Source organism: Sphingomonas chlorellae (genome assembly GCF_056485145.1).
On record NZ_JBQXXM010000001.1, the window covers coordinates 208249 to 234121 of the forward strand.

The window sequence follows — 25873 nt, forward strand, 5'->3', positions numbered from 1 at the left end:
AAAAATGGCACGAGTGAAGCGTGGTACGACCACCAAGGCGAAGCACAAGCGGATTCTGGATCAGGCGAAGGGCTATTATGGCCGTCGCAAGAACACGATCCGCATCGCGCGTCAGGCCGTCGAAAAGGCCGGCCAGTATGCCTATCGCGACCGCAAGGTTAAGAAGCGTTCGTTCCGCGCGCTGTGGATTCAGCGCATCAACGCGGGCGTCCGCGCCGAAGGCCTCACCTATTCGCAGTTCATGCACGGGCTGAAGCTCGCGGGCGTCGAACTCGATCGCAAGGTGCTGGCCGACATCGCGATGCACGAGGCGGAGGCTTTCTCCGCGATCGTCGCACAGGCGAAGGCGGCGCTGCCCCAGGCTGCCTGATCCCCAGGCACCGGGACACGACCGATAGTCAGGAAGGGCGCTGGAACCGCGGGTTCCGGCGCCCTTTTTGCTGGCTTTCTGCCCCTGCGTGGCGCGCAACGGCGCCTTTCGCGCGCGATCGGCGCTGATCGTCACCCGATTGGGAGGGGGCATCGGGCGCCATCGGCGGCGGATACACGAACGGCCCCGAATCGCTTCGGGGCCGTTCGCGGTGTTCTGCTTGTCGTCGACCCGGGCTCAGCCGTCGTAGTCGGCGCCCAGATTCTGGTTGCGGGGCGGGGCCGCCGCGGTCAGCCGCAGCGCCTCTGCCGACGCCGCCAGCGAGCCCAGCTCGTCGGGGGCTTCCTCGTCGTCGATCTGGACGCGCTGCAGGCTCGTCACCACCGCTTCCTCGAGCTGCTTGGGCGAAACCGTCTCTTCGGCGATCTCGCGCAGCGCGACGACGGGGTTCTTGTCGCGGTCGCGGTCGAGCGTCAGTTCGGCGCCGCCCGAGATCTGCCGCGCCCGCTGCGCTGCGAACAGCACCAGGTCGAAACGGTTGGGGACCTTGTCGACGCAATCCTCGACAGTGACGCGCGCCATCTACGCTTCCTTGGAATAAGGGTGTCCGGGAAAGGCGGCGAAATAGGCGCGGGGGCGCGGTTTGTCAAGGAAACCGCCGCGCCCGCCCGTCGCTGAACTTCGGGCGCGCTCGGCGATTGATGCCACGCCGTCCGTTCTTGCCGTGGAAGGAAGCTGCCATTCGCCGGTCCTCGCCCGCGCCGTTCGCGCCCGACGCCGATCCGCTTGCCGCCGCCGCGGCGCCCGGCCATGGTGCGGCGATGGACGCCGCTGGCTCCCCCTACCTGGTCGACGGCAACCGGCTGACGCTGCTGACCGAGGGGCCGGCGCGCATGACCGCGCTGCTCGCGCTCATCGACGGGGCGCGGCACAGCCTGCGCGTCCTCTATTACATCTATGTCGACGACGCCGCCGGGCGCGCGGTTCGCGACGCGCTGATCGCCGCGGCGGCGCGCGGCGTGCGCGTCCATCTGATCGTCGACGGACTGGGCAGCGAGGGCGCGGCGCAGCGCGGCTTCTTTGCGCCGCTGACCGAGGCGGGGGTCGAGATGTGCCGCTTCGTGCCGCGGCTCGGCCGGCGTTATCTGTTCCGCAACCACCAGAAGCTCGCGCTCGCCGACGAGGCGCGCGTCATCATCGGCGGCTTCAACATCGAAAGCGACTATTTCGGCACGATCGAGGAGGGCGCGTGGCGCGACATGGGGCTGCTCGTCGAAGGGCCGGCGGCCGAGCGGCTCGTCGGCTATTTCGACGCGCTCGCCGCCTGGGCGCAACAGCCGCGCGCACCGATGCGCGCGCTCGCCCGCACGCTGCGCAACTGGAGCGAGCCCGCCGGGCGGGCGCGCTGGCTGCTCGGCGGGCCGATGCGGCGGCTCTCGCCCTGGGCGCGCGTGGTCAAGCACGACATGCAGCACGCGCGGCGGATCGACCTGATGGCCGCCTATTTCGCGCCCAGCCCGGCGATGCTGCGCCGGCTCGACAAGGTGGGACAGCGCGGCCGCGTGCGGCTGGTGCTGCCGTCGAAGCTCGATCACGGCGCCGCGGTCTGGGCGGCGCGCTTCACCTATGCGGGGCTGCTGCGCAAGGGCGTCGAGATCTACGAATATCTGCCGACCAAGCTCCACACCAAGCTCTTCGTGATCGACGATGTCGTCCATATCGGCTCGGCCAATTTCGACATCCGTTCGATGTTCCTCAACCTCGAACTGATGCTGCGGATCGACGATCCCGCCTTTGCCGCGCATGTCCGCGCCTTTGTCGACGGCGAGGCGGCGCGATCGGAACGGATCACGCCCGAACTGCATCGCGCGCGGTCGGGATGGTGGACGCGGCTGTTCCAGTTCGGTGCCTATTTCGTGATGGCGGTGCTCGACTACAACGTCACGCGCCGGCTCAATTTCGGCTCGCTCCAGCCGCGGCGTCGCCGGATCCCGCCCGGCTGATCGCCTGCCGGCTTCCCAGGCATCGCGCGGCGTGCCAACACGCGGCGTCGATGACCGCCCCGAAGTGGCCGGCATCGCAAGAGATCGTTGGGGGAAATGATGGCTGAAACGCTGGTTCACGACGCGCTGCGCGCCTTTGCCGATGCGTTCGTGGCGCATGGCCCGCCGGGGCCGGGCGGCGCGCGCACCTTTGCGCCGGCGGACTACAGCGTCCACTTCTTCCTCGCGCTGGCCGTCATCCTGCTCGCCAGCCGCCTCGTGGGATGGATCGCACGGCGCTGGTTCGGCCAGCCGCAGGTGGTGGGCGAGATGATCGCCGGCGTGCTGCTCGGCCCGTCGCTGTTCGGCATGGTCGCGCCGCAGGTCCAGGCGCTGGTCTTTCCGAACGAACTCCGCCCGCTGCTCTATGCCGCGGCCCAGCTCGGCGTCGGGCTGTACATGTTTCTCGTCGGCAACGCGCTCGATCCCGCGCATTTCCGCGAGCGCGCGCGCAGCGCCGTGGGCGTCTCGGCGGCGGGGATCGGCGTGCCGGTGATCGTCGCGATCGTGCTCGCGCCGTGGCTGGTGGCGACGCCGGGGCTGTTCGCGGCGGGCATCTCGCGTTTCAACGCCACGCTGTTCCTCAGTGCGTGCATTGCGCTCACCGCCTTCCCCATGCTGGCGCGGATCATCGCCGAGCGCGGGCTGGCGGGAACGCGGCTCGGCGCGCTCGCGCTCACCGCGGGGGCGTTCGACGATGCGGTGTCGTGGTGCCTGCTCGCGGTCGTGCTCGCCACCTTCGGCGCCGGCGCGGGCGTGGCGCTGCTCGCGATCGGCGGGGGGATCGCCTATGCCGCGTTCATCCTGCTGTTCGGTCCGCGGCTGTTCGCGCCGCTGGGCCGCGCGATCGGCGCCGACGGGACGATGGGCGGCGGGGTGCTCGGGCTGACGCTCGCCGCCTTCTGCCTGTCGGCCTTCCTGATGGACGCGATCGGCATCCATGCGATCTTCGGCGGCTTCATCCTCGGCGTGGTGATGCCGCGCGGGCGCTTCTCGGCGGCGCTTCAGCGTCAGGTCGAACCAATCGCGACCGTGCTGCTGCTCCCCATCTTCTTTACCTATTCGGGGCTCAACACGCGGATGGACCTGATGACCGCGCCCGGGCTGCTGGCGATCGCGCTCGTGGTGCTCGCCGGGTCGGTGCTTGCCAAGTTCGGTGCGTGCTGGCTCGCCGCGCGGATTGCGGGGGAGGACAACCGCACCGCGCTCGGCATCGGCGCGCTGATGAATGCGCGCGGGCTGATGGAGCTCATCATCGTCAATATCGGGCTGCAAAAGGGCATCATCGGCCCCGGGCTGTTCGCGATGCTGGTGCTGATGGCGGTGGTCACGACGGTGATGGCCAGCCCGTTGTTCGAACGCGTCTATGGCCGCCACGCGCGCCGTGGCGCGGCCGATGCGGCGGCGCCGCAGCCGGCGGCCACTGGCTGATCGCCCGCGCGTACCCGGCGCGCCGTCCGCCCGTCAGGCGGCGCGCCGGACGAGCTGCTTGGCGTAGATGTCGAACAGTTCCTGGAAATGCTCGTCCATCGTGCGCACCTGCCCCGCATCGGCGGTGGCGCGTGCACGATGCGCGGCGGGATCGTCCGCGACGAAATCGACGATCTTGTCCCGCAGGTCGCCCTGGTCGCCCGACAGATAGATGGCGCCGCGTCCCGGCACGAACTGGTCCGATGCGCCGCCGCGATCGGGGACGATCAGCGGCAGCCCGCTCGCGCGCGCCTCGGCCGCGACCATGCAGAAGGTCTCCGCCTCGCACCCGTGGATCAGCGCGTCGGCGCTGGCGAGCACCTGCGCCAGCCGCACGCGGTCCTTGATCGGGGCGAACAGGTTGGCGTGCGGGTTATACCCGATCGCGCGCCGCACGCGCTCGTGCTGCGGCCCGTTGCCGAACAGCACCAGCCCCACCGGGCGTGCCGTCGCCGCGCCTTCGAACGCGCGGATGACCATCGGCCAGCGTTTCTCGGCGCCCAGCCGCCCCAGCCCGATGAGCAGCGTCGCCTCCGGCCCCAGGTCGCAATGCTGGAGCAGCTGCGCGCGCAGCGCGTCGTCGCGATAGTCGGGGGAAAAAATGCCCGGCTCGACGCCCATCGGCACCGTCACCACCTTTTCCAGCCCGCCCTCGATCAGCCGCCGGGTCAGGTCCTGGCCCGCGGTCACCACCAGGTCGAAACCCTCGTCGAGCTTGCGCAGATGCTGCCAGAAGGGCGCGAAGCCCCAGTCGATCGCCTGTTGCGAGGCAAAGCTGCCGAACCAGCGATAGGCATAGGCGGCAAGCGGGTCGGCGTGCATCACCAGCGACTTGCGCGCCGGTCCGGGCCAGCGCGCGACCATCGACGCGCTGCCCCAGGGCGATGACGCCTCGACCACGTCGGGTTGCCATTGGTCGAGCGCGGCGTGCAGCCGGGGCTCGTCGTCGAAATAGCGATAGCGCCGGTCGAGCGGGAACAGCGGCGCGGCGATCGTCGCCAGCACCGCGCCGTCGCGCTCCTCGACGATCTCGTCGCGCGCGCCGGGCGCCAGGATGATGATCTCGTGCCCCCGCGCCGCACCGGCCTTCATCTTGCGGCGGACATAGGTTTTCACGCCCCCGCCCTCGGGGCTGAAAAAGGCGCAGACGTCCAGGATGCGCATCAGCCGGCGCCCCCGATCAGGTCGGCATAGCGGCCGAAACCGCCCGCGCGCGACAGCGCGGCGATCGTGCGGTCGATGCTGGTCAGCAGCGCGGGCACGCGCGTGTCGCCGGGATGCACCGCCATTCGCATCGCCGGCCGCCGCGGCAACAGCGCGCGCGCAGCGGCGGCGACCGCCAGCGACGATGCGATCCGCCACCGGCTGCGGCTTGCCCAGGTGATCACCGGCCCGCGCGCGACGATGCGCCCGCTCGCCGGTTCCCACACGCGCATATGATCCTCGGCCAGCGCGAATCCCAGGTCGCGCGCTGCGGCGCGCGCGCCTTCGCCGTAAAGCCAGGCGGGCGCGATGAAGCCCGTCACCGGACGCCCGATCACGTCCTCGACCAGCGCGCGCCCGCGCGCCATCCGGTCGTGCGCGGTGGCATAATCGAGGCCCAAGAACTCGCCCTCGCCCGCGGTCATGTGGCGCGCCTTGAACCGCTCCGCCGCGCCGGCATGCGCGCTGTCGTCGCGGTGGAACCAGCCGTGCAGGAACATCTCGACGCCCGCATCGGCCCAGCCGCGCAGCCGCGTGGCAAAGGGCGACCCGGGCACCAGCGGCGCCTCGCCCCAATGGTCGGGAACCACCAGCATCGCATAGCGCGGCGCATCCATGTGGCGCGCATACAGGTCGACGAGCTGGTCGACCTGCGCTTCCGATCGCGGTCCGACATCGTGGATCGAAGCGAGCAGGAACGGGCGGCGATGGGTGGGCGCCGTGGCGGAAGAGGGGGTGTGTTGCTGCTGCGTCATGTCCTGAAAATCCAGCGCGGCGTGGCCCCTTGCGCCGCGGCGATTGCCTTGCCTAGCACCGGGGCGGCGGCGCGAATTTGCGCTGCCTCATCCCCCGCCAGAACATGCCGGCCTTAGCCCAAGCGCGCGCGGCTGCAAAGATGGGGTGGTTTCGCGGCGGCTTGCGGGCCGCGCATCCGGTCGCCCCGGATAGCCTGGGACGGCGCCTGGAGCCTGACCTCGTGCCTCGCATTCTCGCGCGATGCGCCGTCGCATCCACGGCGCGGTGCGGGGACGGACGCGCCGACCGAAGCCGACGATCCGGCCGTTATCGGCGTGCGCAATGCCCGCCCCTCCGGCATGGATTTGACGATCGAAGATGCGTCCTCGTCAAGAATCTCGGCAAGCGACCATGGTCGTTGCGGGCCCATCGGGGCGGCAGGTGCAAGGTTTGTTGCGTCATCGGTACGATTTCCTCAGCCGCGTACGCTATCGATTTGTAATAATTCGATCCAATTCAGGATCGTGGCTACGTAGTGCTAATATTCCGTACAAGCCGGGGACGGCTCCTTGAAGGATTCGTTAACCGTGCCGCCTAGGAAATACGCTGCTTCTTTTGGGATCGGCAATTTTCATGGCGGGTTTGATCGGCTTCGGAACGCAAGGCTGGAACCGCTACACGCCGACCGCGGGCTATTCGGGCGCCGACAGCTTCACCTACACCGCGACCAACGCCTCGGGCACGAGCGCGCCTGCCACGGTGAGCATCACCGTCGGCGCGCCGACGCTGGTCTTCACCCCCGCGCCGGGCGCGCTGCCCGAGGGCACCGCCGGCACCGGCTGGAGCCAGACCCTGACGGTCGCGGGGGGCATGGCGCCCTATCGCTTCACGGCCGCCGGCCTTCCCGCCGGTCTGACGATCGACGCCTCGACCGGCGCGATCACCGGCACGCCGACCACCGCCGGCACCGATACGATCACCGTCACCGTCGTCGACGCGAACGGCGCCACCGGCTCGGCGCGCTACACGGTCACGATCAAGGCCCAGCCGCCGGTCGCCGCGGATTCGACCTCGGCCACCGTCCCGGCGAACACCCGGACCGCGGCCGGCCAGAATGTCGGCATCGACCTTTCGAGCCTCGTCAGCGGCCAGTATGACGAGATCCGCATCGTCACCCAGCCCCGGCATGGCACCGTCGCGATATCGCGCACGCTGGCGATGCGCGGCGGCGGCGGCGTCCTGGCGATGGCGCTGGCACTCGGATCGGCTCCGGGTCAGGTCATCGCGGTCTACACGCCCGAGGCCAATTACCAGGGCGCCGACAGCTTCCAGTTCGTCGCGGTCGGCCCGGGCGGCACCTCGACACCGGCCACGGTCGCGATCGAGGTGGTCGGACGGGCGCCCACCGCGCGTGCCCAGAGCGCGAGCACGATCGACGGCCAGCCGGTCTCGGTCGAACTCACCGCCGGCGCGGTCGACGGCCCCTTCACCGCCGCGACGATCGTGAGCGTCACGCCCGCGGACCAGGCCGCCACGGCGATCGTGGCGGGCGGCCCGGCCGATGCACGGACCTTCCGCCTGACGGTCACGCCCAAGGCCCGCTTCGGCGGCGCCATCCGGATCGCCTATACGCTCACCAACGCGTTCGGCACCTCGGCGCCGGCAGTGGTGACGGTCGACGTCACCCGCCGTCCCGATCCTGCGGCGGACGCGGTGGTGCAGGCGATCGACGGCGCCCAGGCCGAGGCGGCGCGCCGCTTCTCGCGGGCGCAGGTCGCGAACTTCATGCGATGCGCGGAAGGACTGCATGGCGACTGCCTGGCCTCGGCCAACGGTCTGCGGCTCAGCGCCTCGGACGGTCGCGCCTACCAGCCAGACGGCAAGGACACGACCGACCTGGCCGCGCTGCGCGGCACCAAGCGGCCCGACCCGGCGGGGCGGGACGCCGCGCGCCGGCCTCGCGCCGCCGCCGATCGTTGCGGGGGTGCCATTGCCGCCTGGACCGGAGGGTCGATCGACATCAGCACGCGCGACGCGGCCAGCGGTCGCTCGCGGATCACCGCCACGACTGCGGGCGTGAGCGGCGGCATCGACGCGCGCGTCGCCCGGGGCATCACGCTCGGCATCGGCGGCGGCTTCGGCCATGACGGCAGCCGGATTGCGGGCGGCAAGGGGCATGTCGCCGGCGATGCGACGACGATCGCGCTCTATGGCAGCGTCACGCCGGTGTCCGGGCTGTTCGTCGACGCGATGATCGCGCACGGCTGGCTCGATTTCGACGTCCGCCGTCTCGATGCGACCACCGGCCTCACCGCGACGAGCCGCCGCGACGGCAGCTTCACCACCGGCGCCTTGTCCGCGGGGATCGAGCGCGTCGCCGGGCCGCTGCTGTGGTCGCTCTACGGGCGGGCGGAATATATGAGCGGCACGCTCGCCGCCTATCGCGAGCACGGCGCCGGCATCTACGATCTGCGCTACGATCGTCGCGATATCCGCTCCACCACCGGCGTGCTCGGCTTCCGCACCACCTATCGCCGGCAGCTGTCGATCGGCCTGCTGTCCGCCACGCTGCGCGGCGAATGGCAGCACGAGTTCAACGGCAATGCCGGCCAGGGCGTCGATTATGCCGATGTTGCCGGCCTCTCGGCCTACAGCCTGCGCGAGCAGGGCTGGTCGCGCGACCAGTTCGCGCTCTCGCCGGCGCTCGAACTCCGGCTGCCCTCGGACTGGGCGTTCGCGCTCAACCTGGGGCTGCGCGGCGCCAGCGGCGAGCGCGCCGCATCGGCGGGGGCTCAGGTGCGCAAGGGCTTCTGAGGCCCGCCGACCCCCGGCCACGATCTCCGGTCGCCACGGGGCGGCGCTGCATCAAGCATGCGGCGCCGTCCCGTGGCGCGTCCGTGCGCATCGCGCATCAGCATGACGATGCCGGCGCCGCGTGAGCGCGGGGCGGATTCGCCGAATCCCGGGGAAGCGGCTTGATGACCCCCACCAATCGCATTCACCTCGTGGTCGCGGTAGATTCGTGATCGGCAGGTTGCCTAGGACCCAACGTCGTTAGCAGCCTTCATTCTCTATGGCGTCATAACTCGGCAGATACCGGAACCCGAAATGAAAGTTGCCGCGCGGCGGGTCAAAGCCGTTCATCCAGTCAAAACGACCCAAATACTGTCGTTTGGCGACACAAGCAGCAGATCGTTCGCACCTTTGAAGCTGCCCCCATATAGGATCGATCCGCACACAATCGCGTCGACTCACCAAAAGGAACTGGTCCTGATCGAGATGGTACAGATTGAACCCATTGTTGCCGATGTAACCGCCGCCATCTTGCAAGTGCATTGAACGCTTTCGACCATTTGGAAGCGTTAACGTCAGCCGTCGCCTTGCCGTGCCCTTTCGCGAAGGATCGTCGACAGATCGTATCGACAGCATGGCACCGCTAAATCCTAGCCAAGCGGTGTCGGTCTCTGGCGGAACTGGCCGCCATTCGCTTTGACTTGCCGACGCTGCGAATAGCATGAGGAAATATGAAGTGATCATTCCCTGAGAATGCGTCAGCAGACCGTCAGCCGCCAACGGATTCTTGCGAGGGAATCTTGGCGCGTTTGCTACCTAATATCGGAAAGCTGCGGTATTAGGTAGCAAATGCACCAACGTGCCGCTTCGCGCGCGGGCCGAATATAGCTAATTTGTCGAGTTGCACGTAGGCTACTTGCCGTAGCGGGTCCCATCGCGCTTACGCTCAAGGTGCAGGTACGTGGCTTCGTCATACATCGAAGCCCAATCGTGCGTCTCACCCTTCTCGAAGGTGCCGATTTGGACGAGCGCGGGGTCCGCCATGGATCATACATGTAGACGCGAGATAGGCCCTTGTCCTTCTTGTAGTGTGTGATCTCCAGCTTGTAGCCCCGGTTCCGCAGCATTCGTCCAAGAAGCCCTTTCGTGCAGGGCTCAAGCAGGTCGCGGGCATTCTCTGGAAAGACCGAAATCATCGGCGATACCGATCCCGGCGGGCGTCCCATTTAAGACCTCCCTCGGCCACGAACAGCCGTTCTCCTCGCCCCATAGTTTCAACACCAACGTACACCCGTGGAACGCACAACCAGTTCAGTATGCGGCTCTGCTCGGCAGCATTGTTGAGCGCGTCCGCGTTAAGCCAAAAGGTAGTTTGCTTCATAGGCTCTATCACGCGAGGCAGGTCCGGGTAGTCGGGGTCCTCGCTGTCGAAGGCCCACGCTTTGGTTCTCCATCGGAAGCCGTTACGTATCCTAACACGTGTCACGTTGATCGGCAGCGAATGGATACTCTGAATCATGATGACCGGCATTTCTTGCGGGCCATACATGGTCTCTCCAGTCTGCCATGTGACATAAGCGCGATAGCGATCTCGACTTTTCCACCAGCCGGTGACGAAACTTGCGGTCCAACCAAGACCGGCGCTGAACGTCGATAGTATCGCGGCCTTACCTGTCGAGGACGTTGCCAAGCGGAAAATGTCTTGAGCGATGCTCATCCCCGATGCCCTTTCATGCGTCCAGCACCACTTGGATACGCGATATTGCGGTCAAAACACTCCGCTCGTGCGAGAACAAGACGCGACTAGGGGAATCTCGATCGGTCTTCCGAAGCGGCTTAACGGCGTCGGCAGATCAGTCGGGCTGGCTCTCCCGGACAAGTCGTTCGGCGGCAGTGATGAGGCTGTCGAGGTGCGCGACACGATCCTTGGGGGCCGGCAGCGATTCTATCGATGCTTCGATCCTCACTACCTGTGCGGCAGTGGCGTCGCGTTCGCCCTTGTAGCGAGCGACTTGGTTCTCAAGGTTCAGCCGAGTGTTTGTGATGCCCATAGCGGACAAAATAACGCAGATTCAGCACCTTGGAGTCCGGTGCAATTGCGCCATAATACCGGAAAGCTGGATGCCCCGTGAGGATTCGAACCTCAATTGACGGAGTCAGAGTCCGTAGTCTTACCTTTAGACGACGGGGCATCGGAGGCGCGCCAGATAGGCGGCCCGGTCGGGTCTGTCAACGGGGGATTTGATGCCTGTGCCTTGCCCTGTCGGCGGGGCTGCGCTAGCCTCGCGACCAAGCACCGGGCGAAGGCGTTCAAACCTTTGTGGCGGATATAGATAGAACAATCGAATCGAGTGAGTTGTAGCGATGGGGGATGGCTCCGCCAGAATGCCCCGCGGGCGGAACAACGGCGCTTCCCGCCCCGTTCCCAGACCGCCCCAGGCACGCCAGCCGCAGACGCGCTGGCCCGAGGCGCGGCACTATGCCGCGCTCGATCTCGGCACCAACAATTGTCGCCTGCTCATCGCGCGGCCCCAGGGGAGCGGCTTTGCCGTCATCGACGCCTTTTCGCGCATCGTCCGGCTGGGAGAGGGGCTCGCCACCACCGGCCGCCTGTCCGATGCCGCGATCGAACGCACGATCGCCGCGCTGCGCGTCTGCGCCGACAAGCTCAGGCGCCGCCATGTCGCGCTCGCCCGCTCGGTCGCGACCGAGGCGTGCCGACAGGCGGCGAACGGGCCGGAGTTCATCCAGCGCGTCTATCGCGAAACCGGCATCGCGCTCGACATCATCAGCGCCGAGGAAGAGGCGCGGCTGGCGGTGCTCGGCTGCCACGCGCTGCTCGAACCCGGCGACGGCCCGGCGCTCGTGTTCGACATCGGCGGCGGCTCGACCGAACTGGTCCTGATCGATTCGCGGTCGCCGGTGCCGCGCGTGCTCGACTGGCACAGCGCGCCCTGGGGCGTGGTGTCGCTTACCGAGGCGGTGGGGCTTGCCGACGGCGCCGAACGCGGCGCGGCGATCTATGCCGAAATGCGCGCGCGCGTCGCCGCCAGCTTCGCACCCTTTGCCGCGCGGCTGCGGCCGCCGCGGGGAACGCCGCGGCTGCTCGGCACCAGCGGCACCGTCACCACGCTTGCCAGCGTCCATCTCGGCCTGCCGGCCTATGACCGTTCGGCGATCGACGGCCTCATCATTCCCACCGCCGCCATGCGCGCGGTCAGCCAGCGGCTGTCCGGGCTCAGCATGGCCGAACGCAGCCAGGTGCCCTGTATCGGTTCGGAACGCGCCGATCTGGTGGTGGCGGGCTGCGCAATTCTGGAGACGATCTTGGATCTTTGGCCCGCCGAACGGCTCGGCATCGCCGACCGCGGTATTCGTGAAGGCATTTTGCGCCGCCTCATCAGCGGGAACACGCTGTGAGCCGCGGCGGCGGGGGCGGCCATGTCCGCGTGCGGACCGCGCGCGGGCGCACCGCACAATCGACGCGCTGGCTCGAACGCCAGCTCAACGACCCCTATGTGCGTCGCGCCAAGGCCGAGGGCTATCGCAGCCGCGCGGCGTACAAGCTGATCGAGCTTGACGAGAAGTTCGGCTTCCTGCGCGGCAAGAAGCGCATCGTCGATCTGGGCATCGCGCCCGGCGGCTGGACGCAGGTGGTCCGGCGGCGGCTGCCGCAGGCGGCGGTGGTCGGCATCGACCTGCTGCCCGTCGATCCGATCGAGGGTGCGGTGATCCTCCAGATGGATTTCATGGACGATGCCGCGCCCGACCGGCTGATCGAATCACTCGGCGGCGCGCCCGACCTGATCGTGTCGGACATGGCGGCGAACACGGTCGGCCATCCGCAGACCGATGCGCTGCGCACGATGGCGCTGGTCGAAACCGCGCTCGATTTCGCGGTGCGCACGCTCGTTCCCGGCGGCGATTTCGTCGCCAAGGTGTTCGCGGGCGGTGCCGATTCGACGCTGGTCGCCGAAATGAAGCGCAATTTCGCGACGGTGAAGCATGCCAAGCCGCCCGCCAGCCGCAAGGGCTCGGTCGAATGGTATGTCGTGGCACAGGGGTTCAAGGGCCGCGCCGAACCGTCGCCGGACGTGCCGGGCGAAACCGGCTGATCCTGTCCCACCCGCGGCCAAGCGGGGGGTTGATCCGGGGCTTGCGCAGCCGGTACGGGCAGGGCGAACGCCGCGCCATCACGGCGGGCCGGGGCATGGCCGCAACCGCGCCGCGCCGGCGGGCCATCATCGTTTCCCGCGCGGGGCCGGGAAGGACGGAGGAACAGTGAGTAGCGATCTCGATCAACTGCGCAGCGATCTTCTCGCCGCGATCGACGCCGCCGGGGCGCTCGACGCGCTCGAGGCGGTGCGCGTTCAGGCGCTCGGCAAGCAGGGGGCGATCACCGGTCTGCTCAAGACGCTGGGCGGCATGAGCGCCGACGAGCGCCAGGTGCAGGGGCCGCGCATCCACGGGCTGCGCGAGGCGGTGACCGAGGCGCTGGCCGCGCGCAAGGCGGCGCTCGAACAGGCCGCGCTCGACGCGCGCCTCGCCAGCGAGACGCTCGACATGACGCTGCCGGTCGACGGCGTCGCGCCCGGCTCGGTCCACCCCGTTTCCCAGGTGATGGACGAGCTGGCCGAGATCTTCGCCGATCTGGGCTTCACCGTCGCCTCCGGTCCCGAGGTCGAGGACGACTGGCACAATTTCACCGCGCTCAACATTCCGGAGACGCATCCGGCGCGCGCGATGCACGACACTTTCTACATCGCCGGCGAGCATGAGCGGCCGATGGTGCTGCGCACGCATACCTCGCCGGTGCAGATCCGCACGATGACGAGCCAGAAGCCCCCGATCCGCATCATCGCGCCGGGCCGCGTCTATCGTTCGGATTCGGACGCGACGCACACGCCGATGTTCCACCAGATCGAAGGCCTGGTGATCGACAAGGGCATCACGCTGGGTCACCTGAAGTGGACGCTGGAGACCTTCCTCAAGGCCTTCTTCGAGCGCGACGATATCGTGCTGCGCCTGCGCCCCAGCTATTTCCCCTTCACCGAGCCTTCGGCCGAAGTCGATGTCGGCTTCACCTGGAAGGACGGCAAGCGCGTGATCGGCGGCAGCGGCGACGCGCCCGGCGGCGGCTGGATGGAAGTGCTGGGCAGCGGCATGGTGCACCGGCGAGTGATCGAGGCCTGCGGGCTCGATCCGAACGAATGGCAGGGCTTCGCCTTCGGCACCGGCGTCGACCGGCTGGCGATGCTCAAATATGGGATGGACGACTTGCGCGCCTTCTTCGACGGCGATCTGCGCTGGCTCAGGCATTACGGCTTCTCGGCGCTCGACGTACCCACGCTCAGCGGGGGAGTCGGCGCATGAAGTTCACCCTCTCTTGGCTCAAGGAGCATCTGGACACCCAGGCGTCGCTCACCGAGATCCTCGAGGCGCTGACGCATGTCGGCCTCGAGGTCGAAGGCGTCGAGAACCCCGCCGAACGGCTGAAGGGCTTCCGTGTCGCCCGCGTGCTCACCGCCGAGCGTCACCCGCAGGCGGACAAGCTGCAGGTGCTCAGCGTCGATTTCGGCGAGGGGCCGTTGCAGGTCGTCTGCGGCGCGCCGAACGCGCGGGCGGGGCTGGTCGGCGTGCTGGGGCTCCCCGGCGCGGTGGTGCCGGCCAACGGCATGACGCTCAAGGTCGCGGCGGTGCGCGGCATCGAATCGAACGGCATGATGTGCTCGACCCGCGAGCTGGAGCTCGGCGACGACCATGACGGCATCATCGAGCTGCCGGCGGATGCGCCGGTCGGCACGGCCTTTGCGGACTATGCGGGCCTCGACGATCCCGTCATCGACGTCTCGATCACGCCCAATCGCCAGGACTGCATGGGCGTGCGCGGCATTGCGCGCGATCTCGCCGCGGCGGGCCTCGGCACGCTCAAGCCGCTCGAGGCGGTGGTGGCGGAGCTGCCGGCGATCGTGCCGCAGGGCGCGGGTCCGGACGTGCGCACCGACGATACCGCAGGCTGCCCGGCCTTTTACGGCCAGATCGTGCGCGGCGTGAAGAACGGGCCGTCGCCCGACTGGCTCCAGCAGCGCCTCAAGGCAGTGGGGCAGAAGCCCATCTCGGCGCTGGTCGACATCACCAACTTCGTGATGTTCGGGCTCGGCCGTCCGCTCCACGTCTACGACATGGCGAAGCTCTCCGGCGGGCTGGTCGCGCGCAAGGCGAAGGACGGCGAGACCGTGCTGGCGCTGAACGGCAAGACCTACAGCCTCACCGACTCGATGACCGTGATCGCCGACGATACGGCCGTCCACGACATCGGCGGCATCATGGGCGGCGAGCATTCGGGCTGTTCGGACGAGACGACCGACGTGCTGATCGAATGCGCCTATTTCGACCCCGAGCATATCGCCCGCACCGGCCAGAAGCTGCTGCTGACCAGCGATGCGCGCACCCGCTTCGAGCGCGGCGTCGATCCTGCGTTCCTCGACGAGGGTCTGGCGATCGCCACCCGGCTCGTGCTGGCGCTGTGCGGCGGCACGCCGAGCGAAGTGACCCGCAGCGGCACCCCGCCCAGGGTCGGCGCGGTCGTCGGCTATGATCCGAATCTGGCGGAGACGCTCGGCGGCCTCGCCGTCGCGGCGGACCGTCAGCGCGCGATCCTCGAAGGGCTCGGCTTCGCGGTCGACGCCGACTGGAACGTCACCGCGCCGAGCTGGCGCCGCGACGTCGACGGCCCGGCCGACATCGTCGAGGAAGTGATCCGCATCGCCGGCATCGACAACGTGCCGTCGGTCCCGCTGCCCCGCACCCCCGGCGTCGCGACCCCCACCGCCACGCCCGAGCAGAAGCTCGAGCGCCGGATGCGCCGCACCGCTGCCGCGCGCGGGCTCCACGAGGCGATCACCTGGAGCTTCCTCCCCGAAGCCCAGGCGGCGGTGTTCGGCGGCGGCGCCTGGACGCTCGCCAACCCGATCAGCGAGGACATGAAGGTCATGCGCCCCTCGCTGCTGCCGGGGCTGCTCGCGGCGGCGGAGCGCAACCTCAAGCGCGGCGCCACCAGCGTCCGCCTGTTCGAGGTCGGCCGTCGCTATCTGGCGGACAAGGAGCGCCTGACCCTCGGCGTCGTGCTCGCGGGCTTCAAGGCCCCGCGCGGCTGGCAGGCCGGCAAGGCCCAGCCCTTCACCGCGTTCGACGCCAAGGCCGAGGCGCTGGCGCTGCTCGAGGCCGCGGGCGCCCCGGTCGCCAATCTCCAGGTGATGGGCGAGGCGGGCGCCGCCTACCATCCCGGCCAGTCGGCGACGCTGCGCCTCGGGCCGAAGAACGTCCTCGCCGGCTTCGGCATGGTCCACCCTTCGGTGCTCAAGGCATTCGACCTCGACGGCGCGGTCGCGGCGGTGGAGCTCTATCTCGACGCGCTGCCCGCGAAGAAGGCGACCGGCTTCACCCGCCCCGCCTTCACCCCCCCGGCGCTGCAGGCGGTGACGCGCGACTTCGCGTTCCTCGTCCCCGCCGCGTTGCCGGCGGGCGACCTGGTGCGCATCGTCAAGGGCGCGGACAAGGGCGCGATCGTCGATGCCCGGCTGTTCGACGTCTTCACCGGCGCGGGCGTGCCCGAGGGGCAGAAGAGCCTCGCGGTCGAAGTCACGCTGCAGCCGGGTGAAAAAAGCTTCACCGACGCCGATCTCAAGGCCGTCGCCGACAAGGTCGTCGCCGCCGCCGCCAAGCTCGGCGCCACGCTGCGCGGCTGAGGCGTTCCGCGCACCGTCGTCCCCGCTTCGGGGGCGGCGGTGCGGCGCCCTGCCGTCCGATCCGCAAAGGAGTCCGCGTCCCATGCCCACCGTTCTCATCACCGGCGCCACCGCCGGGATCGGCGAAGCCGCCGTCCGTGCCTTTGCCGATGCCGGCTGGCACGTCGTCGCCACCGGCCGCCGGGCCGACCGGCTGGCGCGCCTTGCCGGTGAGCGCGTCCACACGCTCGCCTTCGACATCCGCGACGAGGCCGCGCGCGACGCCGCGCTCGCCACGCTCCCCGCGCCGTTCGCGGCGATCGACCTGCTCATCAACAATGCCGGCCTCGCGCGCGGCACCGAGCCGGCCCAGGCGAGCAGCCTCGAAAACTGGAAGACGATGATCGACACCAACGTCACCGCGCTGGTCTCGATCACGCACCGGCTGCTGCCGATGCTGATCGAACGGCGCGGCGCGATCATCAACCTGTCGTCGGTCGCCGCCACCTATCCCTATCCCGGCGGCAACACCTATGGCGCGACCAAGGCGTTCGTCCGCCAGTTCAGCCTCAATCTGCGCGCCGACCTGCTCGGCACCGGCGTCCGCGTCACCTCGATCGAGCCGGGGATGGTCGAGACCGAGTTCACGCTCGTCCGCACCGGCAGCCAGGCGGCGTCGGATCAGCTCTATGCCGGCGTCAACCCGATGACGGCGGACGACATCGCCGACACGCTGCTCTGGGTCGCGACGCTGCCGCCGCACCTCAACATCAACACGCTCGAACTCATGCCGGTGAACCAGGCGTTCAACGGTTTCGCGGTCCACCGCGAAGGCTGATCGGCCCGGACGGGGCGCCGCCACGGCAAGGCGCGCCCCGCCCCGGCAAAGATAAGCCTTGGTAAATCCGCCGATTTCGCAATACTCCTCGCCGCGGGACCGCCGGGCTCCGCGCAACACGCGAAACAGCGTGGGGGAGAGGGGATGGGCGGCTGCGTTTGGACGATCGGGGCGGCGCTCGCCGCGACGGGGGTGCCCCCGGCCGCGATGGCGCAGTCGACGCCGCCCGCACCCGCGCCCACGCCGGTTCCCCCCGCCGATCCTCGCCCCGCCGACGCGCCGCCCGCCGCCGCCCAGTCGGTCGGCGCCGCGCCCGATGCCGCGGGCGGCGAGATCGTCGTCGTCGGCCGCCGCACGCCCGCCGATCCGCCGCCGCAGGACGTGCTCAGCGCCGACGATGTCGCCACCTTCGGCGCCGATTCGGTGGGCGAGGTGCTCGCCCGCGTGCGCCAGCGGATCGGCCGCGATTCGCCGCCGGTGATCGTCAACGGGCGGCGGCTCGGCGGGATCGGCGACATCCTCGCGCTCCCGCCCGAAGCGATCGACCGGATCGAGGTGCTGCCCCCCGCGGCGGGCGCGCAGCGCGGCTTCGGCGGCAACGAACCCGTCGTCAATCTGGTGCTCCGGAAACAGTTCCGCTCGGGAACGGTCGAGGCGCGCGCCGCCGCCACGCTCCACGGCGACGCCGATACGCAGGAGGCGACGCTGCGCCTCGCATCGATCCGCGGCGAACGGCGCGACAACGGCGCGCTGACGCTGGCGCGCACCGGCGGGCTGCGCTTCGGCGATCGTTTCGATCCGGCGACGCTCGCGCTCGCACCGCCCGGCACCACCGCGCGCACCAGCCTGATCGGCGCGGGCGAGCGTGCCCAGCTTCAGTTCGGCCATGCCGAGCCGCTCGACGACGTCAATCTCAACCTGTCGGTCGGCGCGGGCCTCTATCGCAACCGTCGCACGGTGGCGCCCGGGGCGGCGGTTCAGCGCAGCGCCGGCGAAAATCTCGATCTCTCGGCCCAGCTTTCGGGCAATGCCGGACAGCGTTTCTGGTCGCTGATGGTCAGCGGCAACGTCAATACCGGGCGCAGCGACAGCGATCCGGCGGCGGGCGGCGCGGCGCCGCCGGGCGGCGCGCGGTCACAGGGATACGGCCTGCGCGTGTTCGCGCTGGGGAGCAGCCCGCTGTTCCGGATCGCGGGCAATCAGGCGAACCTCACGCTCAATCTCGGCGTCACCGGCAACCGCTCGATCCAGCGCACCGGCACGGGCACCGCCCAGGCGCTGCGCCTCGCCTCGGGCCGTTCGGCGCTTCAGGGGCAGGCGGGCGTGCTCGTGCCGCTCCACAGCCGCAGCCAGGGACCGGGGCTGCTCGGCGACCTGTCGGTGATGGGCCAGCTCGGCGTCGATCGCTCGACCGGCAGCGACTGGCTGCTCGGCTACACCACCTCGGTCAACTGGTCGCCGGTCGCGCTGCTGTCGTTCGAATGGACGCGCAACGTCGCCGCCGCCGGGATCGGCGGCCCGGTCGCGCCGCTGCTCGTCGAATCGGATGTCGCGGTGTTCGATCCGGCGCGGCAGCAGGATGTCCGCATCCGCCGCGTGTCGGGCGGCAACCCCGCGCTCGTCGCGTCGAGCCTGCGCAGCACCAGCCTGCGCGTCGCGCTGCGCCCGCGGCTGGGCAAGAGCCAGTGGATGCTCGCCGCCAATTACGACGCCAACCGCGTCACCGATCCGGTGTGGACGCCGACGCTCGACCTCATCACCGAACGCGCCTTTCCCGAACGCTTCGTGCGCGACGCTGCGGGGCGGCTGGTCGCGTTCGACACGCGTCCGCTCAACGCGCGCAGCCAGGACAGCGGGCGGATCGGGGTCAGCCTCCACGCCTCGGGCGATTTCGCCGCACCCGCCGCACCCGCCTCGGCGCCGTCGGCGGCGGTGCGCCAGCCGCTCCACTGGGATCTGGGGGTCACGCACCAATGGACGCTGCGCAGCCGGCTGGTGCTGCGCGACGGGCTGGCGCCGGTCGACCTCGCCAGTGCCCAGCTCGGCGCGGGCGGCGGCGATTCGGGGCGCAGCCTGTCGATCCAGGCGGGGCTGGCCGGGCGCGGCTTCGGCGCCAATCTCGACACGAGCTGGCGCAGCGGGACGCAGTTGCTGGGTCAGGGCGGCGGCGCGCCGGGCCGCTACGACAATCCGTGGCGCGTCAATTTCACCGGCTTCGTCCAGTTGCGCGGCGGCGCGGGCGCCGCGCGGCGCGCGCCGGCATGGCGCCTGTCGCTCGCGGTCGAGAACCTGCTCGATGCGCGCCCGCGCGTCCGCTTCCCCGACCGGCCGACGCCGTTCGCGCTGCTCCCTGCCAGCCTCGATCCCCAGGGGCGCACCGTCCGGCTCACGCTGCGCGCGCCGCTGTTCTGACCGGCCGGGCGCGGTCGCGGGACGCTGGCCCGCGCCTCCCGCCCGCGCCTCCCGCGATAGTCCGTGCTGGCCTTCCGCCCGCACCGCCACTAAGGCTGCGCGCCAATCCATCCTTCCGGTCCGAAAAAGCGCATGACCCCCTCCGATCGTCGTACCTTCGCCATCATCTCGCACCCTGACGCGGGCAAGACCACGCTCACCGAAAAGCTGTTGCTGTTCGGCGGCGCGATCCATCTCGCGGGCGAGGTCAAGGCGCGGGGCCAGGCGCGGCGCGCGCGCTCGGACTGGATGAAGATCGAGCAGCAGCGCGGCATCTCGGTCACCAGCTCGGTGATGACCTTCGAACGCGACGGCATCACCTTCAACCTGCTCGACACGCCGGGCCACGAGGACTTCTCGGAGGACACTTATCGCACGCTGACCGCAGTGGACTCGGCGGTGATGGTGATCGACGTCGCCAAGGGCATCGAAAGCCAGACGCGCAAGCTGTTCGAGGTCTGCCGCCTGCGCAACGTGCCGATCATCACCTTCGTCAACAAGGTCGACCGCGAGGGCCGCGAGGTGTTCGCGACGCTCGACGAGGTGGCCGACCTGCTCGCGCTCGACGTCGTGCCGATGACCTGGCCGGTGGGCATGGGCGGCACGTTCGAGGGCATCTACGACCTCGCCACCAAGCGCCTGCTGCTGCCCGAGGGCGACAGCCGCGAGTTCCAGGGCAAGGTGATCCAGACCACCGGGCTCGACGATCCGCAGCTCGATGCGATCGTCTCGCCCGACAATCTCGCCAAGCTGCGCGAGGATGTCGAACTCGCCCAGGCGGGCTATCCCGAATTCGATGCCGAGGCCTATCGTCACGGCGACATGACGCCGGTCTATTTCGGCTCGGCGCTCAAGGAGTTCGGCGTCGATTCGCTGATCGCGGCGATCGCCGAATTCGCGCCGCCGCCGCACGCGCTGCCCGCCGAACCCGCGCCGGTCGAACCAACCCGCGACGAGGTGACGGGCTTCGTGTTCAAGGTCCAGGCGAACATGGACCCCAATCACCGCGACCGCATCGCGTTCATGCGGCTGTGCTCGGGGACGTTCAGGCGCGGCATGAAGCTGACGCCGACGGGGCATGGCAAGCCGATCGCGATCCACTCGCCGATCCTGTTCTTCGCGCGCGAACGCGAGCTGGCGGACGAGGCGTTTCCGGGCGACATCATCGGCATCCCCAACCACGGCACGCTGCGCGTCGGCGACACGCTGTCCGAAAAGGGCGGGGTGCGCTTCACCGGGCTGCCCAATTTCGCGCCCGAAATCCTGCGTCGCGTCGCGCTCAAGGATCCGACCAAGACCAAGCAGCTCCGCAAGGCGCTCGACGACCTGTCGGAAGAAGGCGTGATCCAGGTCTTCTATCCCGAAATCGGGTCGAACTGGATCATCGGCGTCGTCGGCCAGCTTCAGCTCGACGTGCTGCTCTCGCGGCTCGATGCCGAATACAAGGTGGCGGCGGTGCTCGAACCCTCGCCCTACGACACCGCGCGGTGGATCGGCTCGGACGATCCGGCGGCGCTCAAGGAGTTCATCGAGCTCAATCGCGGCGCGATGGCCAAGGATCGCGACGGCAACGCCGTGTTCCTCGCCAAGTCGGCATGGGAGGTCGGCTATGTCGCCGATCGCTATGCCAAGGTCAGCTTCGCCGCGACGCGCGAGCGCTGACGGTCGGGGCGGCGGCCGGCCGGGCGGGCGTCAGCCCACCCAGTCGCGCCGCAGCGTGCGGCTCGCCAGCGCCATCAGCAGCCCGGCGACCAGGTACAGGCACAGCCCGGCGGCGATCGCATAGCGCAGCGCCTCGTCGCCATAGTCCGGGGTCAGCGCCTTCGACAGCGCGCCGATCGCCCAGCTTCCCAGCCCCAGCCCGATCAGGTTGTTGATCAGCAGGAAGCTCGCCGACGCGGTCGCGCGCAGCTCGGCGGGAACGAGGTGCTGCACGGCGGTCAGCACGGGGCCCAGCCAGACATAGACGAGCGCCTGGGGCAGCAGGAACAGCGCGAAGGCGACGGGCCAGCTCGCCGACAGCACGCCCGCGATGAACAGCGGCGTTCCCGCGACATAGCAGAGCGCAGGGAGCAGCGCGTACCAGCGCCGGTTGCGCGCGCCCAGCCGGTCGGCCAGCGTACCGCCCGCCAGGATGCCCGCGACGCCGCCGGTCAGCAGCAGCGCGCCGATGAACTGGCCGGTGCCGACCAGCGTCAGGCCGAAGCTGCGCTGCATCAGGCTCGGCAGCCAGAAGGCGACGCCGTATCCGCACATCGACCCGGCGGCGGCGCCGAAGGCGAGCAGCCAGAAGCTCGGCTTGGCCGCGAGGATCGCGAAGACGCGGCTGACGGGGACGGGCGGGGCGGCTTCGGCGCCGGTCGGATTCGAGCCCGACCGGGGCGTCGGAAAGTCCCTCACAACGGCACGAAACAGCGGTGCAACGACAAGTCCTGTCGCCCCGACGACCAGGAACGCGGTCCGCCACTCGACATTTTGCGCGATATAGCCGCCCATCAGGACGCCTGCCGCGGCGCCCAGCGGGATGCCCAGCGAATAGATCGCCAGCGCCCGGGCGCGGCGCTCTGCGGGAAAATAGTCTGAAATCAACGCGTAACTCGGCGCCACCCCGCCCGCCTCGCCGACCCCGACGCCGACGCGGAACAGGAACATCTGCCCGAAATTCTGCGCCACCCCGCACAAAACCGTAAACCCGCTCCAAACCGCCAACGAACCCGCAATCACCCAGGTCCGGCTCGTCCGGTCGGCAAGCATCGCCAGCGGAATCGCAAGCGTCGAGTAAAGCACGGCAAATGCCAGCCCGCCCAGCATCCCCAACTGCGCATCGTCGAGCTTGAGCGCCGCCTTCACCGGCTGGGCGAGGATGGAAAGGATCTGCCGATCGAGGAAGTTGAACGTGTAGACGAGCAACAGCATCGCCAGCACCAGCCCGCGCGGGGGGAGGCGGGTCGGTCGCTCGCTGACGGGATCCGGCATGTGGCAAACTCCTGTGCGCGATCGGGTATAGGGAAGCGCGCCGCTGCTGGTCGGCGCGGTTGGTCGTGGCGTCAAGGCAGGAAGGCCGGACGCGACGCGCCCGGCCTTCCCCTTTTCACCAATCCGGCGCGGTTCAGAACCGCAGCTCGAACGTGCCCGTCACCGTGCGCGGAGGACCGTAATAGCCGATGACCGAGTTGCCATAGAGCGCACCGGGGAAATAATAGCCGCCGACGCGATAACGTTCGTCGGTCAGGTTCCGGCCGGCAACGCCGATCCGATAACGCCCGCCCGCCGAAGTCCAGTTCAGGCTCGCTTCCACAAGGAAATAGCCGTCCTGATCGAGCGGTGACGCGTATTCGAACATCGAGATGTCGCTGCGCATCGACACCGAGGGCGTAAAGGCGATGGTGCCTCCCGCCAGATCTTCGGACCAGGTTGCCGAGGCATTCACCGTCCAGCGCGGCGTGTTCTGGAAAACGCGCTGGTTCGACACATCGACGGGCGTGGTACCGCCGGTGATATAGGTGAAGAACTTCTTGTATTCGGCATGGGTGTAACCCAGCACCAGATTGGCCGAGAAGTGGCGCGAGGGCACCATCCGCGCCTCGGCCTCAAAGCCATAGATCTCCGCCTTGCCGGCATTGTCGACAAAGCTGGAGATGCCGCCGCCCGCTGCCGGCGCCTGGATCGTGACCTGTTGGTCCTTGTAGTTCGAATAATAGCCGGCAAGATTGAGGAAGAAGCGGTTGTCGAGGAACGCGCCCTTCATCCCGACTTCATAGGAATCGATCTTTTCGGGCTGATAGCCATTGACGGTGGTCGGCGTCAGGATCGCGTCGCCGCGCATGTCGAACCCGCCCGACTTGAACCCCTTGCCCCAGCTTGCATAGACGTTGAGGTTCTGGCGCGGCTCGTAGCTGAGCGAGATACGCGGCGTCGCCTGCTCGAAGCTGCGGCTGTTGGTGTAGTTGGTGCGCAGCAGGCCGGGCACAGCCGCCGGGTTGCCGAAACGCGGGCTGCGGATGCCGGTGAAGTTCTGCCGGTAGACCGTGCCGGTCTTGTCGTCCTTGGTATAGCGCAGCCCGACCGCGAGCTTGAGCGAGTCGGTGATGTCGTAGCTGAGGTCGCCAAAGGCGGCATAGCTCTTGGTATCAACGGTGCCGGCGGTGAGGATCGTCAGGTTCGCCAGTCCGGCGACGGTGTCGAACGCCCCCGACGCACGTGAGTTGAGGTAATAGAGGCCCGCCACACCCTGCAGACGGTTGCCGGTGTAGAGCAGCTGCAGTTCCTGGGTGAACTGCCGGTCCTGATAATAAGCGGGAACGTCGAGCGTCGGCGACGGCGTGTTGTCGAAATCGATGATCGTGTCGGTATTGCCGTTGCGCCAGGCCGTGATCGACTTGAACGTCAGCGCGTCCGAAAGCTCGATCTCGGCGGTTGCGGACAGTCCCTGGCTCATCACCCGGTTCTTGTCACCTGCACCGGCGGCCGTGTCATATTCGTCGCCGACCGGGGCATAGATCGCGGCCGTGGGCCCCGGATTGCCGGTGAGACGGTGGCCGTGACGCGGGTTCGAGTGATCGACGGTGCGATCCCCCGCCACGCGGAACAGAATGCCGTCGCGCGGGGCGAATTCCGCCGAGACGCGGCCGGCCACCACATCCTTGTTGTACTGATCGACGCCCGTGGTGACGTTGCGGCCATAGCCGTCGCGCCAGTAGCGGGCGATCGCGCCGCCGACCGACAGCGTCTCGGTAAGCGGCACGGTGACCGTGCCGACCAGATCGACCTGGTTGTAGCTGCCATAGGCGGCGCGGGCGGTGGCGTGGAATTCATTGCCCAGCCGCTTGGTGACGTACTTGATCGCGCCGCCGATCGTGTTGCGGCCATAAAGCGTCCCTTGCGGTCCGCGCAGCACCTCGACCCGCTCGACGTCGAACACGTCAAGGATCGCGTTCTGCGGACGGGCGACATAGACGTCGTCGATATAAAGCGCGACGCCGGGTTCGAAGCCCCACAGCGGATCCTGCTGGCCGACGCCGCGGCTGAAGGCGATCATCGTCGAGTTGGAGCCTCGCGCGACTTGCAGCGTAAGGTTCGGCGTCATGTCCTGAAGCGCGGTGATGTCCGGCGCACCCTTTTTCAGCAGCGCGTCGCCGGTGACGACCGATACCGAGATCGGGACGTCGATCAGGCTTTCCTCGCGCCGGCGGGCGGTTACGACGATTTCACCTTCGGTGCCGGTGGCGGCCTGTGCTTCGGCTTCTGCCGGTGCTGCGGCGGTCGTGCTATCCTGGGCCCTGGCAGTCGTTGCGCCGAACGCGGTCAACGCGACGCCCGCCACGAGCAGCACGCGCGCAGACGGAATGATGCGATTCATCACCTTGATCCTCCCCATGATTCCCGACCCGTCTTTGTGCGGGTTGCTAGAATTGAAACCACGCTATACTGAAACCTGAACCGGGTTTCAACTTCAGAACGAGCAGGAGAGAGCGAGCCATGTCAGCCAGGCCCGGGTCGACCGCGGCTCCAGCGCACCCGTCGGCGTCGACCGGCGCAAGCGAAGGCAAGGAGCCGCGAACGGCGCGCGGACGGCGCACGCTGCGCGCGATTCTCGACGCCGCTGCAGCAGAGTTCGGCGAAAAGGGTTTTCACGACGGATCGATCAGCGGCATCACGCGTCGCGCGGGCGTCGCACTGGGCAGCTTCTATACCTATTTCGATTCAAAGGACGATGTGTTCCGCGCGCTGGTGCGCGACATGAGCAGCCAGGTACGCGAACATGTGGCCCCGGCGCTTCGCGATGCGCGCGACCAGATCGACGCGGAGCGCGCCGCGCTGCTCGCCTTCATCCGCTTCACGCGCTCGAAGAAGGAGCTGTATCGGATCATCGACGAGGCCGAGTTCGTCGATGCCGAAAGTTTTCGCCAGCATTATGCCAGCACGGCCGAACGCATTGCCGCCCGCCTCCGTGCGGCGGCCGATCGCGGCGAGGTGCGCGACGATGTCGGCGAGATCCATGCGTGGGCGATCATGGGGATGAACGTGTTCCTCGGCCTCCGCTATAGCGTCTGGGACGAGCAAACGCCTCCGGAAGTCGTGGCCGACACGGTGGCGCAATTGCTGGCACGCGGCATCGCCATCGAGCGATAATGCGTGTCCTTCGGCGTTGCGCGGAAAGGGCAGCGGGATGGGCGCGCCGCCCTGATCTGAGGCGGGCGCTGCTCGAGAGCGGAAAAGCCGGCCGATCGATACGCGCCGCTGC

18 protein-coding genes and 1 tRNA gene are annotated in these 25873 nt (G+C 68.8%); 12 read left to right on the forward strand and 7 right to left on the reverse strand.

Annotated features, from left to right (window positions below):
• Positions 1-4: 4 nt before the first annotated feature.
• Positions 5-370 (forward strand): 50S ribosomal protein L20, encoded by a 366-nt coding sequence (gene rplT, locus ACT3CF_RS01030; RefSeq protein WP_478419864.1) that lies wholly within the window; start codon positions 5-7, stop codon positions 368-370.
• A 237-nt stretch (positions 371-607) separates the two neighbouring features.
• On the opposite strand, the gene rpoZ is transcribed toward rplT, so the two are convergent.
• Positions 608-952 (reverse strand): DNA-directed RNA polymerase subunit omega, encoded by a 345-nt coding sequence (rpoZ, locus tag ACT3CF_RS01035; protein ID WP_478419865.1) that lies wholly within the window; start codon positions 950-952, stop codon positions 608-610.
• A gap of 239 nt (positions 953-1191) precedes the next feature.
• Here rpoZ and ACT3CF_RS01040 point away from each other — a divergent pair, with 239 nt between their 5' ends.
• Positions 1192-2373 (forward strand): phospholipase D-like domain-containing protein, encoded by a 1182-nt coding sequence (locus tag ACT3CF_RS01040; RefSeq protein WP_478421304.1) that lies wholly within the window; start codon positions 1192-1194, stop codon positions 2371-2373.
• A gap of 96 nt (positions 2374-2469) precedes the next feature.
• The gene (locus ACT3CF_RS01045) at positions 2470-3843 is read left to right on the forward strand and encodes a cation:proton antiporter (protein ID WP_478419866.1); all 1374 of its coding nucleotides are present in this window, start codon (positions 2470-2472) and stop codon (positions 3841-3843) included.
• A 33-nt stretch (positions 3844-3876) separates the two neighbouring features.
• On the opposite strand, the gene ACT3CF_RS01050 is transcribed toward ACT3CF_RS01045, so the two are convergent.
• Both ACT3CF_RS01050 and ACT3CF_RS01055 read right to left on the reverse strand, forming a co-directional pair.
• On the reverse strand, positions 3877-5046 hold the full coding sequence (locus ACT3CF_RS01050) for a glycosyltransferase (RefSeq protein WP_478419867.1): 1170 nt from the start codon (positions 5044-5046) through the stop codon (positions 3877-3879).
• Positions 5046-5840, reverse strand: a complete 795-nt coding sequence (locus tag ACT3CF_RS01055) for a DUF2334 domain-containing protein (protein ID WP_478419868.1) — start codon at positions 5838-5840, stop codon at positions 5046-5048. Before ACT3CF_RS01055 ends, ACT3CF_RS01050 begins: the two co-directional genes overlap by 1 nt.
• 613 nt (positions 5841-6453) lie before the next feature.
• On the opposite strand from ACT3CF_RS01055, the gene ACT3CF_RS01060 reads away from it, so the two are divergent.
• On the forward strand, positions 6454-8634 hold the full coding sequence (locus tag ACT3CF_RS01060) for an autotransporter family protein (RefSeq protein ID WP_478419869.1): 2181 nt from the start codon (positions 6454-6456) through the stop codon (positions 8632-8634).
• Positions 8635-9805: 1171 nt separating this feature from the next.
• Here ACT3CF_RS01060 and ACT3CF_RS01065 read toward each other — a convergent pair.
• Both ACT3CF_RS01065 and ACT3CF_RS01070 read right to left on the reverse strand, forming a co-directional pair.
• Positions 9806-10330, reverse strand: coding sequence for a hypothetical protein (locus ACT3CF_RS01065; RefSeq protein ID WP_478419870.1), 525 nt, complete (start codon positions 10328-10330; stop codon positions 9806-9808).
• 401 nt (positions 10331-10731) lie between these two features.
• Positions 10732-10805, reverse strand: a tRNA-Gln gene (locus ACT3CF_RS01070).
• A 193-nt stretch (positions 10806-10998) separates the two neighbouring features.
• On the opposite strand from ACT3CF_RS01070, the gene ACT3CF_RS01075 reads away from it, so the two are divergent.
• From ACT3CF_RS01075 to ACT3CF_RS01105, 7 genes are all read left to right on the forward strand, one after another.
• A complete protein-coding gene (locus ACT3CF_RS01075) occupies positions 10999-12033 on the forward strand; it encodes a Ppx/GppA phosphatase family protein (RefSeq protein ID WP_478419871.1) in 1035 nt (344 codons plus the stop codon).
• A complete protein-coding gene (locus ACT3CF_RS01080) occupies positions 12030-12728 on the forward strand; it encodes an RlmE family RNA methyltransferase (RefSeq protein WP_478419872.1) in 699 nt (232 codons plus the stop codon). Before ACT3CF_RS01075 ends, ACT3CF_RS01080 begins: the two co-directional genes overlap by 4 nt.
• A gap of 166 nt (positions 12729-12894) precedes the next feature.
• On the forward strand, positions 12895-13986 hold the full coding sequence (gene pheS / locus ACT3CF_RS01085) for a phenylalanine--tRNA ligase subunit alpha (protein ID WP_478419873.1): 1092 nt from the start codon (positions 12895-12897) through the stop codon (positions 13984-13986).
• A complete protein-coding gene (pheT, locus tag ACT3CF_RS01090) occupies positions 13983-16361 on the forward strand; it encodes a phenylalanine--tRNA ligase subunit beta (protein ID WP_478419874.1) in 2379 nt (792 codons plus the stop codon). The genes pheS and pheT overlap by 4 nt, the downstream gene beginning before the upstream one ends.
• Positions 16362-16443: 82 nt before the next feature.
• The gene (locus ACT3CF_RS01095; RefSeq protein WP_478419875.1) at positions 16444-17178 is read left to right on the forward strand and encodes an SDR family NAD(P)-dependent oxidoreductase; all 735 of its coding nucleotides are present in this window, start codon (positions 16444-16446) and stop codon (positions 17176-17178) included.
• 144 nt (positions 17179-17322) lie between these two features.
• A complete protein-coding gene (locus tag ACT3CF_RS01100) occupies positions 17323-19590 on the forward strand; it encodes a hypothetical protein (protein WP_478419877.1) in 2268 nt (755 codons plus the stop codon).
• Positions 19591-19722: 132 nt separating this feature from the next.
• Positions 19723-21291 carry a peptide chain release factor 3 gene (locus tag ACT3CF_RS01105; RefSeq protein WP_478419878.1) on the forward strand — a complete coding sequence of 523 codons (1569 nt, stop codon included), beginning with the start codon at positions 19723-19725 and terminating at the stop codon, positions 21289-21291.
• Between the two features lie 30 nt (positions 21292-21321).
• Here ACT3CF_RS01105 and ACT3CF_RS01110 read toward each other — a convergent pair whose 3' ends face one another.
• Positions 21322-22605 (reverse strand): spinster family MFS transporter, encoded by a 1284-nt coding sequence (locus ACT3CF_RS01110; protein ID WP_478419879.1) that lies wholly within the window; start codon positions 22603-22605, stop codon positions 21322-21324.
• Positions 22606-22738: 133 nt separating this feature from the next.
• The gene (locus ACT3CF_RS01115; RefSeq protein ID WP_478419880.1) at positions 22739-24988 is read right to left on the reverse strand and encodes a TonB-dependent receptor; all 2250 of its coding nucleotides are present in this window, start codon (positions 24986-24988) and stop codon (positions 22739-22741) included.
• Positions 24989-25107: 119 nt separating this feature from the next.
• Here ACT3CF_RS01115 and ACT3CF_RS01120 point away from each other — a divergent pair, with 119 nt between their 5' ends.
• Positions 25108-25761, forward strand: a complete 654-nt coding sequence (locus ACT3CF_RS01120) for a TetR/AcrR family transcriptional regulator (protein ID WP_478419881.1) — start codon at positions 25108-25110, stop codon at positions 25759-25761.
• The last annotated feature ends 112 nt before the right edge of the window (positions 25762-25873 follow it).